The organism is Rhizobium hidalgonense (assembly GCF_002914525.1).
GTDB lineage: Bacteria > Pseudomonadota > Alphaproteobacteria > Rhizobiales > Rhizobiaceae > Rhizobium > Rhizobium hidalgonense.
The window spans coordinates 1-15,812 of record NZ_LODW01000041.1; the positions used below are offsets into that span (position 1 = coordinate 1).

Annotated in this window: 14 protein-coding genes; 9 read left to right on the plus strand and 5 right to left on the minus strand. The window is 63.2% G+C overall.

The window, feature by feature from the left end; genetic code table 11:
* The 8 genes from ATY29_RS03790 to ATY29_RS03825 form a co-directional block, all read left to right on the plus strand.
* On the plus strand, positions 1 to 617 hold a 617-nt coding region (locus ATY29_RS03790; RefSeq protein ID WP_103671191.1), incomplete at its 5' end, for a formyltetrahydrofolate deformylase.
* A gap of 123 nt (positions 618 to 740) precedes the next feature.
* Entirely contained in the window at positions 741 to 3,662 is a 2,922-nt protein-coding gene (locus ATY29_RS03795) for an aminotransferase (RefSeq protein ID WP_097535235.1), read from the plus strand.
* A gap of 520 nt (positions 3,663 to 4,182) precedes the next feature.
* Positions 4,183 to 4,377, plus strand: a complete 195-nt coding sequence (locus ATY29_RS03800; protein WP_003544544.1) for a hypothetical protein — start codon at positions 4,183 to 4,185, stop codon at positions 4,375 to 4,377.
* A gap of 128 nt (positions 4,378 to 4,505) precedes the next feature.
* A complete protein-coding gene (locus ATY29_RS03805) occupies positions 4,506 to 5,501 on the plus strand; it encodes a P1 family peptidase (RefSeq protein WP_097535237.1) in 996 nt (331 codons plus the stop codon).
* 108 nt (positions 5,502 to 5,609) lie between these two features.
* Positions 5,610 to 6,530 carry a LysR family transcriptional regulator gene (locus tag ATY29_RS03810; RefSeq protein WP_097535239.1) on the plus strand — a complete coding sequence of 307 codons (921 nt, stop codon included), beginning with the start codon at positions 5,610 to 5,612 and terminating at the stop codon, positions 6,528 to 6,530.
* A gap of 132 nt (positions 6,531 to 6,662) precedes the next feature.
* Positions 6,663 to 8,192: an ABC transporter substrate-binding protein gene (locus ATY29_RS03815; RefSeq protein ID WP_097535241.1), complete on the plus strand. Its 1,530-nt coding sequence runs from the start codon at positions 6,663 to 6,665 to the stop codon at positions 8,190 to 8,192.
* Between the two features lie 313 nt (positions 8,193 to 8,505).
* Positions 8,506 to 9,453, plus strand: coding sequence for an ABC transporter permease (locus ATY29_RS03820; RefSeq protein WP_097535243.1), 948 nt, complete (start codon positions 8,506 to 8,508; stop codon positions 9,451 to 9,453).
* Positions 9,454 to 9,456: 3 nt separating this feature from the next.
* Positions 9,457 to 10,320, plus strand: coding sequence for an ABC transporter permease (locus ATY29_RS03825; RefSeq protein WP_097535245.1), 864 nt, complete (start codon positions 9,457 to 9,459; stop codon positions 10,318 to 10,320).
* Here ATY29_RS03825 and ATY29_RS03830 read toward each other — a convergent pair whose 3' ends face one another.
* The 3 genes from ATY29_RS03830 to ATY29_RS03840 form a co-directional block, all read right to left on the minus strand.
* Positions 10,321 to 11,178: a C40 family peptidase gene (locus ATY29_RS03830; protein WP_097535247.1), complete on the minus strand. Its 858-nt coding sequence runs from the start codon at positions 11,176 to 11,178 to the stop codon at positions 10,321 to 10,323.
* An 11-nt stretch (positions 11,179 to 11,189) separates the two neighbouring features.
* The gene (locus ATY29_RS03835) at positions 11,190 to 11,540 is read right to left on the minus strand and encodes a MarR family transcriptional regulator (RefSeq protein ID WP_003571073.1); all 351 of its coding nucleotides are present in this window, start codon (positions 11,538 to 11,540) and stop codon (positions 11,190 to 11,192) included.
* Positions 11,541 to 11,714: 174 nt separating this feature from the next.
* Positions 11,715 to 13,106, minus strand: a complete 1,392-nt coding sequence (locus tag ATY29_RS03840) for a leucyl aminopeptidase family protein (RefSeq protein ID WP_025417503.1) — start codon at positions 13,104 to 13,106, stop codon at positions 11,715 to 11,717.
* 145 nt (positions 13,107 to 13,251) lie between these two features.
* Between ATY29_RS03840 and ATY29_RS03845 the strand changes: the two genes are divergently transcribed.
* Positions 13,252 to 14,082, plus strand: coding sequence for a tetratricopeptide repeat protein (locus ATY29_RS03845; RefSeq protein WP_025417502.1), 831 nt, complete (start codon positions 13,252 to 13,254; stop codon positions 14,080 to 14,082).
* 20 nt (positions 14,083 to 14,102) lie between these two features.
* On the opposite strand, the gene ATY29_RS03850 is transcribed toward ATY29_RS03845, so the two are convergent.
* Both ATY29_RS03850 and ATY29_RS03855 read right to left on the minus strand, forming a co-directional pair.
* Entirely contained in the window at positions 14,103 to 14,735 is a 633-nt protein-coding gene (locus ATY29_RS03850; protein ID WP_025417501.1) for a LysE family translocator, read from the minus strand.
* A gap of 75 nt (positions 14,736 to 14,810) precedes the next feature.
* Positions 14,811 to 15,797 (minus strand): type II secretion system F family protein, encoded by a 987-nt coding sequence (locus ATY29_RS03855; RefSeq protein ID WP_003571077.1) that lies wholly within the window; start codon positions 15,795 to 15,797, stop codon positions 14,811 to 14,813.
* Between the last annotated feature and the right edge of the window lie 15 nt (positions 15,798 to 15,812).

Genomic DNA, 15,812 nt, shown 5'->3' on the forward strand with positions numbered 1-15,812 from the left:
TGATGGTGTCGCGCTTCGGCCACTGCCTCAACGACCTGCTCTACCGCTGGAAGATCGGCGCCCTGCCGATCGATATCGTCGGCGTCGTCTCCAACCATTTCGACTACCAGAAGGTCGTGGTCAATCACGACATCCCCTTCCACCATATCCCGGTCACCAAGGCCAACAAGGTGCAGGCCGAAGCCCGTATCATGGATGTGGCCGAGCAGACCGGCACCGAACTGATCGTGCTTGCCCGCTACATGCAGATCCTGTCGGATGAGATGTGCCAGAAGATGTCGGGCAAGATCATCAACATCCACCACTCCTTCCTGCCAAGCTTCAAGGGCGCCAATCCTTACAAGCAGGCCTACGGCCGCGGCGTCAAGCTGATCGGCGCGACCGCCCATTACGTCACCGCCGATCTCGACGAAGGCCCGATCATCGAGCAGGACACGGCGCGCATCACCCATGCGCAGTCGCCGGATGATTATGTCTCGATCGGCCGCGATGTCGAAAGCCAGGTGCTGGCGCGCGCCATCCACGCCCATATCCACCACCGCACCTTCATCAACGGCAATCGAACCGTGGTCTTCCCGGCCAGCCCCGGCAGCTACGCTTCCGAACGCATGGGTTGAGCGCGGCCGAGACCCACACCTCTTTTGCTGGCAAACGACAATCTCCCGTTGCCTGCCAGCAGCAAGTATTTGATTATCGCTTTCAATAGGTAATCGAATCATGCTGCGGGAGGGGTGGGTGTCATGACCGACGAGGCGCTTGTTGATCGCATGGCGCTGCCGCGTCCGGACGTGACCGTTGCCGACGCGGAAGAGATTCTTCTCGCCCATTACAGCCTGTCCGGCACCCTTGCCGAACTCGGCAGCCAGCAGGATCGGAACTACCGCGTCGATAGCGATCGCGGTCGCTACGTCCTGAAGATCTGCCATGTCGCCTACGAGACCCGCGAACTCGAGGCGCAGAATGCCGCGATCCATCACCTCAAGAGCAGGCAGGATGCGCCACGCGTTCCCAACGTGATCGCCACCGATGACGGGCGGGAGATCGTCGTGCTGACCGTGCGCGGACAGGGCTACCAGGTCCGGCTGCTGGAATATCTGGAAGGCCAGGGGCTGACGGAGCTGAATTATGTGGCGCCGGCTTCCGTCGCCGCACTCGGCGCCCTCTGCGCAAGACTGGCGCAGGCGCTTGCCGATTTCAATCATCCCGGCCTCGACCGCAGCCTGCAATGGGATTTGAGGCGGGCCGGGCCGGTCGCGGTGCAGCTGCTTACCGCCATCACCGACAGCGCCGCGCGCGACCGGATCGCCAAGACCATGGTGATGGCCGTTCGCCGCATCCAGCCGCTGGCGCCGTCGCTCCGGCTGCAGGCGGTGCATCACGACGTCACCGGTGACAATGTCGTCGGTCACCGCAATGTCCATGGCCACACCATCCCCGACGGGGTGATCGATTTCGGCGACATCATCCGCGGCTGGCTGGTCGGCGACCTCGCCGTCACCTGCGCTTCATTGCTGCATCAGGCAGAGGGCGACCCTTTTCATATCCTGCCTGCCGTCACCGCCTATCAGGCGATCTATCCGCTGACCGAAGAGGAGCTGAAGGCGCTCTGGCCATTGGTGGTGGCGCGCGCGGTTATTCTTGTCGCCAGCGGCGAGCAGCAGATTTCGGTCGATCCGGATAATGACTATGTCCGCGGCAATCTCGACCGCGAATGGGCGATCTTCGATACGGCGATGTCCGTTCCCTTCGAGCTGATGGAAGCGGCGATCCTCAAGGCGGCCGGCGCTAACATTGCCGCCCCGGAAACGTCGGAATGGCTGCCGTTGCTGCCCGACATCGATCCTGCCGGGATCGCCTATGTCGACCTTGGGGTGCGCAGCCCGTATTTTTCTGCCGGCAACTGGCTGAATTCCGACATGGACTGGCGGCTGCTTGCTCGCGCTGCGACCGAAAACGGGACGGCAGCGACGCGCTATGGCGAATATCGGCTTTCTCGGGCGGGAACCGCCAGGAGACAGGCGACCTGTGCCCTGCATGTCGACATCTGCCTTGCCGCAGGCAGCGCGATCGCCGCGCCCTTTGCCGGCCGCGTCGGCTGGAAGGACCAGCATCTGACGCTGACCAGCGACAGCATGACCCTTCACCTCGACGGGCTCGACCTCTCGGTCGAGGATGAGGCCGAGATCGCCGCCGGCGACCCGCTCGGCACGGTTGTCGGCGAGGCGTCGTCGCTCGGCGGGCTGCGCGTGCAGCTTTGCCGCTTCGCCGGGCTCGAGCCGCCGCTCTTTGCCACACCGCGCGAGGCGCCAGCCTGGTCGGTGCTCTGCCCTTCTGCCGCGCTGCTTCTCGACAGGCAAGCCGATGCGCCGAGACCGGAAGCCGCCGAGCTGCTCGCCAGGCGGCAGGCGCATCTTGCAGGAGCGCAGAAGAACTATTACGCGGCGCCGCCGCAAATCGAGCGCGGCTGGCGGGAGCATTTGTTCGACGTCGAGGGCCGGGCCTATCTCGATATGGTCAACAACGTCTCCATTCTCGGCCACGGCCATCCAAAGGTCGCGGCGGCGATCAGCGCCCAATGGCTGCGGCTCAATACCAATTCGCGCTTCCATTATGCCGCGATCGCGGAATTTTCCGAACGCCTTGCCGCACTGGCCCCGGATGGGCTCGATACGGTCTTCCTGGTCAATAGCGGCTCGGAGGCGAATGATCTGGCGATCCGGCTGGCGCAGGCTCACAGCGGCGCGCGCAACATGCTCTGCCTGCTCGAAGCCTATCATGGCTGGTCGGCGGCGAGCGACGCCGTCTCCACTTCGATCGCCGACAATCCGCAGGCGCTGACCACCCGACCGGACTGGGTGCATGCGGTGTTGTCGCCGAATACCTATCGCGGCGCATTCCGCGGTCCCGATACGGCGGCCAGCTATCTCGGCGCCATAACGCCCGTGCTGGAGGCGATCGATGCCCGCGGCGAGGGCCTTGCCGGCTTCATCTGCGAATCGGTCTACGGCAATGCTGGCGGCATTCCGCTGCCGGACAATTATCTAAGCCAGGTCTATTCAGAGGTGCGCGCCCGCGGCGGCCTCTGCATCGCCGATGAGGTGCAGGTCGGTTATTCCAGGCTCGGCCATTATTTCTGGGGTTTCGAGCAGCAAAGGGTGGTGCCCGATATCATCACCGTCGCCAAGGGCATGGGCAACGGCCATCCGCTCGGCGCCGTCATCACCAGGCGGGAGATCGCGCAGTCGCTGGAGAAGGAAGGCACTTTCTTTTCCTCCACCGGCGGCAGCCCGGTCAGCTGCATCGCCGGCATGACGGTGCTCGACATCATGGCCGAGGAGGCGCTGCAGGAAAATGCCCGGACGGTCGGCGATCATCTCAAGGCGCGGCTTGCGGCGCTGATCGACCGTTATCCGATCGCCGGCGCCGTGCACGGCATGGGCCTTTATCTCGGCCTCGAATTCGTCCGCGACAGAACGACGCTGGAGCCGGCGACGGAAGAGACGGCTGCCATCTGCGACCGGCTGCTCGATCTCGGCGTCATCATGCAGCCGACCGGCGATCACCAAAATGTGCTGAAGATCAAGCCGCCGCTCTGCCTCAGTATCGAAAGCGCCGATTTCTTCGCGGACATGCTGGAAAAGGTGCTCGACGAGGGCTGGTGACATGGGTCTTTCGGCATTAACCAAATCGGTCATTTCGAGGCATTTCGATTTTAACGAAATGGCCCATTGCCGGAGACAGCAAGGCTTCCTATGTCTGCCGCGGTGATCGATGAAACTCTGATTCTGTCATGTGAATTTTACGAAGAGCTGATATGTTTCTTTCTGTAAGTTCAAACTTCGGCGGAATGAATTTTTTCGGATCGCCGATATTTTGACACGTTTCGGAATATGTTTCTGGCAGGCTATCGGGTAATCTCTATCAAGTTAGTAGATTATCAAAGACAGCCATCACCGGCCCCGGGCTCTTCCGGGACCACTCAAGCGCAACGCCAACGCAAGGAACGAGCATGATAGACATCGATATTCTCGCCGATCTCCTTGGGCGATCAGCGCTTGGCAATGACCGTCCGGGCGCCCTCTCCCGCCCGAACTGTCGAATGTGACGTTCGTCCTCCTTTCAACGGTACCAGACAAGTCAATTCGCCATGGCTGTGCATCTCGCGCGGCAGGAGTTCTATCTATGAAGAAGCAAGTTATCGAATATGCAGGCGTTCCCGTCGGGATCGTCATTCCCGATGAAGACCGGCTGAAATTCATCGCCGTGAAATTTCATGTCCACGACCTCGACGAGCAGCGTTTCGGCTCGCCCGATGAGGTGCGGCTGGCCATCCACGATCTGATGACCCGCCGTCATCCGAAGCCGCTTCATGCCTGACGGCATGCGGCCGGCATCGCATTCACGGCCTTTCCCGCTGTCCGACCGGTCCCGCCATTTGGGGCCGGTCTTGTTTTTTGAGGGCAATTGCAGTCCTATCGGCGGCCTTTCCGCATAAGGATCCGCCCTTGCCCGACCTTCTCAATCTGCTCACCGATATCGACGGCGTTTCCGTCGGGCACGCGACCGACCTCGTGCTTGGTTCCGGCGTCACGGTCATCGTCTTCGACGAACCGGCCGTTGCGTCCGGCACGGTGCTCGGCGGTGCGCCGGGCGGGCGAGACACCGGCCTGCTCGACCCGTCGATGACCGTCAACGCCGTCGATGCCTTCGTGCTCTCCGGCGGCTCGGCTTTCGGGCTCGATGCCGCCGGCGGCGTGCAGGCGGGATTGCGCGAACTCGGCCGTGGCTTCGCCGTCGGGCCGGTGCGCATACCGATCGTGCCGCAGGCGATCCTGATGGATCTGCTGAACGGCGGCGACAAGGATTGGGGCCTGCACTCGCCCTATCGCGACATGGGTTATGCGGCTGTGAAGGCGGCCGCCAAGGGCGCATTTGAACTCGGCACCGCCGGCGCCGGGACCGGGGCGACGACGGCCACTTCCAAGGGCGGGCTCGGCTCAGCCAGCGCCGTCAGCAGCGCCGGCCATCGTGTCGCGGCCATCGTCGCCGTCAATGCGCTCGGCTCGGCAACGATCGCTGACGGGCCGCATTTCTGGGCGGCACCCTTCGAACAAGACGCAGAATTCGGCGGGCTCGGCATGCCTGCGGTGGCCGACCACCGGATGCGGCTGAAAGGGATGGACACGCCGGCGACGACGATCGGCGCGGTGGTGACCGACGCGCAGCTGACCAAGGCCGAGGCGCACCGACTTTCGCTCGCCGGCCATGACGGTCTGGCCCGAGCGCTGCTGCCGGCGCACCTGCCGCTCGACGGCGACACGATCTTTGCCGCTTCGACGGCCAGGCATCGACGTGACGACATGGCGAGCCTGATGGAGCTTTGCCACCTTGCCACCATCGTCATGGCGCGGGCGATCGCCCGCGGCGTCTACATGGCGAGCGCCCTTCCGGTCGAGGGGGCGCAAATGGCATGGCGCGACCGCTATCCCAATGGTCATTGATTGAATAGGGTCGCAACCTGAAGCTCGTTGTTTTCATGCATGTCGTTATCCCGCAACCGGGCGACATGGATGGACAGATCGAACATGCCGAATGGCGGAGAGACGTGAATGCAGATCCGGGCGCTGATGTATTTCGACGAGTTGGTCAAGACCAATTCGATGCGCCAGGCGGCCGAGAACCTCAATGTCGCACCGACGGCGATCAGCCGGCAGATCGAAAACCTCGAATCTCATTTCGGCGCATCGCTCGTCGAGCGCAGCTCCCGAGGCGTCAGGCTGACGGCCGCAGGCGAGCTGCTTGCCGCCCGCGCCGGCCGTACGCTGCGCGAACTCGATCACGTGCAGCAACTCATCGACGACCTCAAGGGTCTGCAACACGGCCATGTCAGCATCTATGCCAATGGCGCCACACTAACCAGTCTGCTGGCGCCGGTGCTTGCAGAATTCAGCCTGAAATATCCAAAGCTGCGCTTTACGGTGACGATCAGCAGCGCGCGGCAGGCAGTCGACGCCGTCAGCAGCGCCGCAGCGGATATCGCCGTGACGCTGTTTTCACCGCCGATCTCGGGTACGAAGATACGGCTGCGCTCCGAGATCGCTTATGATCTCATCGTCACGCCGCAGCATCCGGCCGCCGCGCAGACTGATATTTCCTTGAGGAACCTTGCCGACTACCCATTGGCATTGCCGGAGCATTCCTTTGGCTTCCGTCAGGCCTTCGACGCGCTGATCGAAAAAGAGGGGCTGGATCTCGATCCCGTTTTCGTCACCAGTTCGATCGAGATGCTGAAGGAGCTCGTTCTCAGCGGGGCTGCGGCCACGTTGCTGCCGGCGCTTGCCGTTCGCCGCGAGATCGAAGCAGACCAGTTGCGAGCCATCCCGCTTGCCGGCAAGACCGGCATCCGCACCCATGTCGACCTCTGCGTCTCGCCGGACCGACAGCTGTCTTTTGCTGCGGCGACATTGGTCGATTTCATCGAGAACTTCATGCGCGAAAGAACGGGCCGCCGGCCGGAGGCCATAGGCTAACGCCGGCGCTTGAATTTGCAACGGATTTGCTGTGTATCTATTTCGGCTACACCTAGCGCGAAAAATCGCTAAAATGTGTGCAGCCCTATTCACAGAGGCCTTCGCTTTAAAGCGCGGCCAGACAGGGACAGGATGATCAAGGTTTCCTTTGTGCCTTCGGCGCGCTTCGCCCGGCAGCTCTCTCTCACGGCTGCGCTTGCGGGAGGACTCATCATGGCGGCGATGGTGCCGGCCGAGGCAGCGAAGACTACCCTCGTTCTCGGCATGAGCGTCGAGCCCACCGGCCTCGATCCGACGATCGCGGCACCGGTGGCGATCGGCCAGGTGACCTGGCAGAACGTGTTCGAGGGACTGGTGACGATCGACCAGGCCGGCAAGATCCGGCCGCAGCTTGCGAAGAGCTGGGAAATTTCGCCCGATGGCCTCACCTATACGTTCAAGCTGCAGGCCGGCGTCACGTTCCACGACGGCGAGGCTTTCGATGCCGCCAGCGCCAAATATTCGCTCGACCGGGCCCGCGGAGCCGATTCGGTCAATCCGCAGAAACGCTTCTTCGCCTCGATCGCCTCGATCGACACGCCCGACGCCGAAACGCTGGTGCTGCATCTTTCGGCGCCGACCGGCAGCCTGATCTATTGGCTCGGCTGGCCGGCGTCGGTTATGGTCGCGCCCAAGACAGCCGCCGACGACAAGGTGACGCCGATCGGCACCGGCCCGTTCAAATTTGCCGGCTGGTCGAAGGGTACCAAGGTCGAACTGGAAAAGAATGCCGATTATTGGAACAAGGCTGCGGCCGCCAAGCTCGACAAGGTGACCTTCCGCTTCATCGCCGATCCGCAGGCGCAGGCGGCGGCGCTGAAATCCGGCGATCTCGATGCCTTTCCGGAATTTGCCGCACCGGAGCTGATGAATTCTTTCGACGGCGATGCAAGGCTCGTCACCAGGATCGGCAATACCGAGCTCAAGGTCGTCGCCGGCATGAATAATGCCAGGAAGCCGTTCGACGACAAACGCGTGCGCCAGGCGCTGATGATGGCGATCGACCGCAAGACGGTGATCGACGGCGCATGGTCCGGCCTCGGCACGCCGATCGGCAGCCATTACACGCCGAACGATCCGGGCTATCAGGATATGACTGATGTGCTGCCCTATGACGTCGAGAAGGCGAAGGCGCTGCTTGCCGAAGCCGGCTATCCCAACGGCTTCACCTTCACGATTAAATCACCGCAAATGGCCTATGCTCCGCGCAGTGCTGAGGTCATGCAGGCGATGTTTGCCGAGATCGGCGTGACGATGAATATCGAACCGACCGAGTTTCCGGCCAAATGGGTTCAGGACATCATGAAGGACCGCAACTTCGACATGACGGTCGTCGCCCATGCCGAGCCGCTCGACATCGACATCTACGCCAGGGATCCCTATTATTTCAACTACAAGAACCCGACCTTCAACGCACTGATGAAGAAGGTCCAGGAAACTGCCGACCCCGCCGCGCAGAACGCGATCTATGGCGAGGCGCAGAAGATTCTCGCCGAGGACGTGCCGGCGCTCTACCTCTTCGTCATGCCGAAACTCGGCGTCTGGGACAAGAAGCTGAAGGGGCTGTGGGAGAGCGAGCCGATTCCGTCGAATGTGCTGTCTGGGGTTTCTTGGGGGGATTGAGGCGGGCCTGGATGCTATGACGTGATGGCCTTGTGAGACCTGACATGAATTTGGCCGATTTAGTGCGCATCCCGCTTCAAGCCTCGTCAAGTCGGTTCAGCCTCGGCCGACATTACTTGGTGCCTGACGCGGGCGCCTTGAATGACTCTTTCTGCCCGCCCCACCCTCCGTCATGCTCGGCCTTGAGTCGAGCATCCACGCCGCACCTATCTACAGCAAGGCCGAGGATGACGGAGAGCGGGGTTGGCTTTCTAGCCAACCCCCTCGCCAGCGAACGGGAGGACTGCGATACGGCGTCGAAAGGCCGTCGCCCATGATCAACCTCCTCGCCCGCCGCTTCGCCGGTCTCCTGCTCACCCTTTTCATCGTCTCGCTGCTGATCTTCACCGTCATGGATCTCCTGCCGGGCGATGCCGCCTCGATCATGCTCGGCACCTCGGCAAGCCCGGAGACCATAGCGGCGCTACGTCACGATCTCGGGCTCGATCAGCCACTCATCCTGCGTTACGGCCAATGGCTGGCCGGGGTACTCTCCGGCGATCTCGGCAATTCCCTGACCTATGGCGTCCCGGTCGCGGGATTGATCGTCGAGCGGCTGGCGGTGACGCTGCCGCTGGCATTGATGGCGGTCGTGCTTTCGGTGGCGATGGCCCTGCCGCTCGGGGTGCTGGCCGCCGCACGCCGCGGCGGTGTCTTCGACATCATCGCGACGCTGTTTTCGCAGATCAGCATTGCCGTGCCCGCCTTCTGGGTGGCACTGCTGTTGATCATCCTGTTTTCGACAATGCTCGGACTGATGCCGGCCGGTGGTTTCCCCGGCTGGAGCGCCGGTCTGTTGCCGGCATTGCAGGCGCTGCTCATGCCGGCCGTCGCGCTGGCGATGCCGCAGGCGGGGGTGTTGACGCGGGTGACGCGGTCAGCGGTGCTGGAGACGCTGCATGAGGATTTTGCCCGTACCGCCGTCGCCAAAGGTCTCTCACGCAACGCGGTGCTGTGGCGGCATGTGGTGCCGAATGCGCTGATCCCGATCCTCACCATGGTCGGCCTGCAATTCACCTTTCTGGTCGCCGGCGCGGTGCTGGTGGAAAACGTCTTCAACCTACCCGGCCTCGGGCGGCTCGCGCTCCAGGCACTTTCCCAGCGCGACATCGTCGTCATGCAGGATGTCGTGCTGTTCTTCGCAGCCATGGTCATCGTGGTGAATTTCATCGTCGACCTCTCCTATCTGGCGATCGATCCGCGGATGAGAAAGGTGGCCTGAAGCATGGCACCCCTGGTATCCGCCTCATTTGCAAGCCGCCGCCGTGTCTTCAAACTTAGCCGGCGAATGAACCTGGTTTTCGGAGCGGTGGTTGTCGGCCTGCTGGTTGCCGTGGCGCTGCTGTCGCTCGTCTGGACGCCGCTGCCGCCGGCAAAAATGCAGATCATCCACAAGCTGCAGCCGCCGCTCGCCTTCGGCCTGCTCGGCACCGATCAATTCGGCCGAGACGTGCTGTCGATGCTGATGGCGGGATGCTGGAATTCGCTGTCGGTGGCCATCACCGCGGTTGCGATCGGCGGGACGCTCGGCTCGATCGCCGGCATTTCGGCCGCGGCGATCCGCGGCCTTTTCGAAACGCTCCTGATGCGCATCTGCGACGTCATTTTCGCGCTGCCGCCGATCCTATCCGCCATGGTGCTCGGCGCCTTTCTCGGGCCCGGCCGCTTTACCGCAATCACCGCGATCGCCGTCTTCATGATCCCGGTCTTTGCCCGAGTGACGCTTGCCACTTCGCTGCAGGCTTGGAGCCGCGACTATGTTATGGCGGCGCGCGCGATCGGCAATACACGCCTGACGATTTCGCTGCGCCATGTGCTGCCGAATATCATCAGCCAGATCATCGTGCACGGCGCCATTCAGCTGGGGCTGGCGATCCTGACCGAAGCTGGTCTCAGCTTCCTCGGGCTCGGCTTGGCGCCGCCGGCGCCGAGCTGGGGGCGGATGCTGGCCGATGCGCAAACCTATCTGGCGTTCGCCCCCTGGCTGGCGATCCTGCCCGGCCTTGCCATCGCGCTCACCGTCTTCGGTTTCAACATGCTCGGCGACGGTTTGCGCGATCTTCTGGACCCGCGCGAGATGCGACGCTGATCAGCCGGTCGGGCGGCGGTAGCCGGTCGGCTGCTCGTAGAGCCAGCCGATACGTTTGACGGCGGCCTCGAAATTCTCGCGCGCCACCGTCATGCTGTGGCCGTTGGCGTTCAGGATGGTTTCCGGATCCTCGAACACGGCAACATGGCCCTTCCAGAACACCAGGTCGCCGCGGCAGATTTCAGAGCGGTCGATCGGCCGGCCAAGGCCGGCTGCCTGCATGTCGGTATCACGTGGCGCAGCTCTGCCGGTCATTAGCATCGCCAGCTGGACGAGGCCGGAACAATCGATGCCAAGGCCGGACCGTCCACCCCAGAGATAGGGCGTCTCCAGGAAACGGGCGGCGATCTCGACGTAATCGGCGCCGTCAAGCCCGCCGATGGGCTGGACATGCCTGGCGAAGATCGCGGTTCCATCCTCCAGCATGACATAGCGATTGCCGCGCGCTTCCGCCTCGCCGGCCACATGGATGCGGCTTCCCATCGACAGGATGGCCTGGTGGGGTTTGCGCAGCTCCGGTTCCGGATAAAGGAAGGTCCGCTGCACGGCGACGATATGAGTCGGCGCCGGCCCGCCTTGCGAAAGCGCTTCTGCGGGGAGATAACCGACATAGCCGTCCGAAGCGGCTTTCACCCAACACCAGCCGTCGGCGCGATCGAACACCGTCACATCCTCGCCAAGAAGCAGTTCGGTATCGATGCCGCGCGCAAGGTTCGGTTCTGGGCGCAAGCCGGCGACCGGAACGGCAATGCGGGCCGGGGCGCCCTCGACGAAGCGCGACGCCTCTACCTTGCCTTCGAGTCCCGCTTCGGCGAGATCGGGCCGATAGGCATGCAGGCGGCGGTCGAGCATCGTCATTGGGATTCCTTTCAGAGCGGTAGCCGGCGGGCCTGATCACGGACGAGGTCGCCGAGCTTTTCCAGGTACAGCGCGCCGCCGACGGTCCGCTTGATGATCACGCTGCGCCGGTCGGTATCGTCGCGCACACGATCGACCAGGCCCATCTCGCCCATCGTGTCCAAGGCGCGGGTAATGACCGGCTTGGTGACATCGAGTGTCGCGGCAAGCCCGCGCACCGTATGCGGCGGCGGCACCAGATAAATATGCAGCAGGATCGCCATTTGGCGCAACGTCAAATCGCGGTCATCGTGGCGGACCTGATCGAGCGCCACGCCGTGCCAGAGCCCCAGCGCCTGCGAGGCGGTCAGTTCGATCGGCACGGCCCCTCCGGAAAATCGTTACGCTAACGTTTCATTTTCCGGCAGTTGGCATTGACATGCAAGAGGCGGCAGGAATTGCCGCCCGGCAGGGTGAATAAAATTTTAACGATCGGCAGCGAGGGGCAATGCCTGAACCGGGATCATGCGATCGTCCCTCATGCCCTGGTGCAGCGTTCAGCGCAGGCTCTCGCGGATATGATGAAAGAGCGCGCGGATCGTCTGTGCCTCGCCGCCGCCCGGCGAATGCGGCCGCTCGGATTGAGCCCAGCCGTAAATGTCGAAATGCGCCCAGCTCTTCGCCTTGCCGACGAAACGCTTGAGGAAGAGGGCCGCGGTGATCGCCCCCGCCATGCCGCCGGCCGGCGCATTTGTCAGGTCGGCAAATTTGGCGCGGATATCCTTCTCGTAACCGGAATAGAGCGGCAAGCGCCAGATCGGATCGTCCGTTTCCAGGCTCGCCTCGGTCAGGTCATGCGCCAGATTGGCGTCATCGGTGAAGAAGGGCGGGAGGTCCGGACCGAGAGCGACACGCGCGGCACCCGTCAGCGTCGCCATGTCGATCAGGAGATCGGGCTCTTCCTCGTCGGCATAGGCAAGCGCATCGGCAAGAATCAGACGGCCCTCGGCGTCGGTATTGTCGATCTGGACGGTCAGGCCCTTGCGGCTCTGATAGATATCGCCGGGGCGGAAGGCATTGGACGAGATGGCGTTTTCGACGACCGGGACGATAACACGCAGATCGACCTTCAGCTTGGCGTCCATGATCATCAGGGCAAGCCCCATGACATTCGCAGCACCACCCATGTCCTTCTTCATCAGCAGCATGGAGGCGGCGGGCTTGATATCGAGACCGCCGGTATCGAAGCAGACGCCCTTGCCGACGAGCGTCACCTTGCGATGGCCCTTCTTGCCCCAGCGCAGCTCGAGAAGGCGCGGCGCATCCGCGCTGGCGCGGCCGACAGTATGGACCAGTGGGAAATTCTGCTCGAGCAGTTCGTCGCCCGTAATAACCGATACGTCCGCCTTGTAATGCGCGGCCAGGCCGCGAAAAACGGTTTCGAGCTGGTTCGGCCCCATGTCGTTCGTCGGCGTATTGATGAGGTCGCGGGCGAGGAAGACGCCGGCGAGCTGGCGCTTGATGTCGGCGCTGTCGGCATCGCGGGGGATCATCAGCGTCGCCGCCGGCGATTTTTCAGATTTGTAGCGATCGAAACGATAGCTGCCAAGACCAAAGCCGAGCGCCAGGCGGTTTGCCGTCAGCGGCGCGGTCTCGATGTGCCAATCGCCGGCTGGCAGCGCCCGGGCGAGCCTGCCAGTGATATAAGGCTGTTCGGACGGATTGGTGCCGAGGCCAAAAAGCGCGCCGCCGAGATGGCCTTCGGCCGTCGGGATCAGCAGCAGCGACCCGCTTTCGGCCTTGTAGCCAGCCCTGCGCGCCCAATCGAGCGCGATCGGATCGATCGTGCCGGTCTCGATATGGGCAGGAGTGACGGCAAAGATCGGCAGCGTCGAGCCGCCCTTCGTGTTGAAAGGGGTCGGTCTCTCGATAAACTGATAGGGGGCCATGATTGTCCTTCGGCGGTCGTCAGGGGATCGTTCCTTAACGGTCTGTTAGGGTTAACAGACTATTGCTGGAGCGAAGATTGCGTCAAACCTTTCCCTGTTCCGCTTCGAGGTCAGGCGCCGATTTCGGAATCCAGGGAAACGCGTCATGCCGGCCTCGCTCACCACCACATTCACCAACCGTATCCTGCAGGGCGCTGCCGCATCGCTGATCGTCCTGGCACTCGCCGGCTGCTCGACGACCAAGGATCGGATGACGACAGGCTCGGTGCCGAAGCTCACCAAGCCGGTTGAGGAGATGGACGCGACCGAGCTGCGCTCGGCAACCGACCGGCTCGGTCAGGCCTATGAAAAGAACCCGCGCGATCCGGTCACCGGCGTCAGCTATGCCAATCTGCTGCGGATGAACGGCCGTGACGCGCAGGCGCTCGCCGTCATGCAGCAGGTGGCGATCAGCAACCCCGCCGACCGCAACGTGCTGGCCGCCTACGGCAAGGCGCAGGCAGCGGCCGGCCAGTTCCAGCAGGCGCTCGACACGATCGGCCGCGCTCAGACACCTGATCGTCCGGACTGGAAGCTGATCTCGGCGGAAGGCGCGATCCTCGATCAGATGGGCCGGGCAAGCGACGCCCGGCAGCGCTACCGCGACGCGCTCGACATTCAGCCGAACGAGCCCTCCATCCTTTCCAACCTCGGAATGTCCTATGTGCTGACCGGCGATCTGCGCACGGCCGAAACCTATCTGCGCTCCGCCGCCGGCCAGCCGACCGCCGACAGCCGCGTCAGGCAGAACCTTGCCCTGGTCGTCGGCCTGCAGGGACGTTTCCCGGAAGCCGAGCAGATCGCGCGGCGCGAACTCTCGCCGCAGCAGGCCGACGCCAATGTCGCCTATCTCCGCGGCATGCTCTCGCAGCAGAATTCCTGGCAGAAGCTTGCCGCCAAGGACAAGGGTGCCGCTGGCGGCGGCAACACCAACTGACAATAGTCTTAACGGGGGTCTTAGCGGGCGCTCAGGCCTGAAAGAATGAGGCGAAGTCCAAGGCTGCCCATGACGGCACCGGCGGCCCGGTCGATCCAGCTCTTCGCCGCGAGATAAAGCCGCCGCGGATGGCGGGCCGAAAAGGCCAGCGCCACGATCGAATACCACCCCGCTTCCACCGCAAAGACGCCGAGCGGCAGCGCGATCATGAGATCGAGCGGCACCGACCTTGGCAGAAGCGCGGCAAAGAGGCTGGCATAGACGATGATGGTCTTCGGGTTGCTGAGCTGGGTCAGCAGCGCGGTCATGAAGCTGCGCCTCGGCGCGCGGTGGCTATCGCCGGCGTCGGAAACCTCCAGCGGCTGCGCAGCACCTCTCCAGATATTGACGGCGATATAGAGGAGATAGGCGCCGCCTGCGACTTTGAGCAGGATATAGAGCCATTCGAACTGCGACAGCAGCGCCGTCAGACCGGCGAGCGCCAGCACGGCAAAAATCACACCGCCGGCGCCCATGCCGAGTGCGGCCGCAAGACCGTCCAGCCGTGACCGCGAAATGGCAATCCTGGAGACGACGACGAAGCTCGGGCCCGGGCTCATCGCGCCGACCGCCAGGGCTGCCATGATGCTGATGAAAACGCCCGCGGAAGACATTCAAGAACCCTCGTTTGAGATCGAAGGTTACTGGATTATTCCTGAAATCGGAACCGATTTAGACGGCGGCAAGAATCAGAACTTGTCGGACACCTGGATGCCGGCCGGGCCGAGAATGACGGCGATCAGCACCGGCAGGAAGAACAGGATCATCGGCACCGTCAGTTTCGGCGGCAGGGCGGCCGCCTTCTTTTCCGCTTCGTTCATACGCTCGTCGCGTCCTTCCTGAGCGAGGACGCGCAACGCCTGCGCCACCGGCGTGCCATAGCGGTCGGCCTGGATCAGCGCTTGCGTGACCGAGCGTACCAGCTCGATCTGCGTGCGCGTGGCAAGATTGTCCAGCGCCACCCGGCGATCAGGCAGAAAGGAGAGCTCGGCCGTGGTCAGCACCATCTCCTCGGCCAGCGGCGGCGACTGCTCGCCGAGTTCTTCCGACACACGACGCATCGCCGCTTCGATCGAGATGCCGGATTCGACGCAGATCAGCATCAGATCGAGCGCATCCGGCCAGGCACGCTTGATCGAATGCTGACGCTTGCCCATGCGGTTCGAAATATAGATGTTCGGTGCGTAGAAGCCGAGATAGCCGATGCCGATGACGGCAAACAGGCGGATGGGCATGCCCCTCTCGGCGAGATTGCCGAGGCCGAAGACCCAGACGGCGGCAAGCGCCAGGAAGAGGAACGGCAGCAGGAAACGCGCGACGAGGAAGGTATTCAGCGCATTCTCCGAGCGAAAACCGGCGGCACGCAGCTTGTTGACGGTATTCTCGTCGACGAGCGCCTTGCGCAGGTTGAAGCGCTCGACGATCTGGCGGACCGAACGATTATTCTGGTTCCTGAGCGAGGCCTTGCCGGCGCCGGGTTCAGCGTTCATGCGGGCGCGTTCGCGCGCGCGGATCTGCTCGCGCTCGGTCGAAACGGCCTTCATGCGCTTGTTGAGATCGCCGCGTTCGAAGAAGGGGACGGCGATCGTATAAAACGTAGCGAAGACCGCGATCGCGACAAGGAGCGCGATCAACATGCTCGGATTGGTCAGGGTGGCGGCAAGGTCCTGCGACATGGGGCGTCCTTCCGG

Bases quoted from the DNA above. Each gene is read 5' to 3' on its own strand.
- ATY29_RS03795 (WP_097535235.1), top strand. From the start codon at position 741: ATGACCGACGAGGCGCTTGTTGATCGCATGGCGCTGCCGCGTCCGGAC.
- ATY29_RS03800 (WP_003544544.1), top strand. From the start codon at position 4,183: ATGAAGAAGCAAGTTATCGAATATGCAGGCGTTCCCGTCGGGATCGTC.
- ATY29_RS03810 (WP_097535239.1), top strand. From the start codon at position 5,610: ATGCAGATCCGGGCGCTGATGTATTTCGACGAGTTGGTCAAGACCAAT.
- ATY29_RS03815 (WP_097535241.1), top strand. From the start codon at position 6,663: ATGATCAAGGTTTCCTTTGTGCCTTCGGCGCGCTTCGCCCGGCAGCTC.
- ATY29_RS03820 (WP_097535243.1), top strand. From the start codon at position 8,506: ATGATCAACCTCCTCGCCCGCCGCTTCGCCGGTCTCCTGCTCACCCTT.
- ATY29_RS03825 (WP_097535245.1), top strand. From the start codon at position 9,457: ATGGCACCCCTGGTATCCGCCTCATTTGCAAGCCGCCGCCGTGTCTTC.
- ATY29_RS03830 (WP_097535247.1), bottom strand. From the start codon at position 11,178: ATGACGATGCTCGACCGCCGCCTGCATGCCTATCGGCCCGATCTCGCC.
- ATY29_RS03840 (WP_025417503.1), bottom strand. From the start codon at position 13,106: ATGGCCCCCTATCAGTTTATCGAGAGACCGACCCCTTTCAACACGAAG.
- ATY29_RS03845 (WP_025417502.1), top strand. From the start codon at position 13,252: ATGCCGGCCTCGCTCACCACCACATTCACCAACCGTATCCTGCAGGGC.
- ATY29_RS03850 (WP_025417501.1), bottom strand. From the start codon at position 14,735: ATGTCTTCCGCGGGCGTTTTCATCAGCATCATGGCAGCCCTGGCGGTC.
- ATY29_RS03855 (WP_003571077.1), bottom strand. From the start codon at position 15,797: ATGTCGCAGGACCTTGCCGCCACCCTGACCAATCCGAGCATGTTGATC.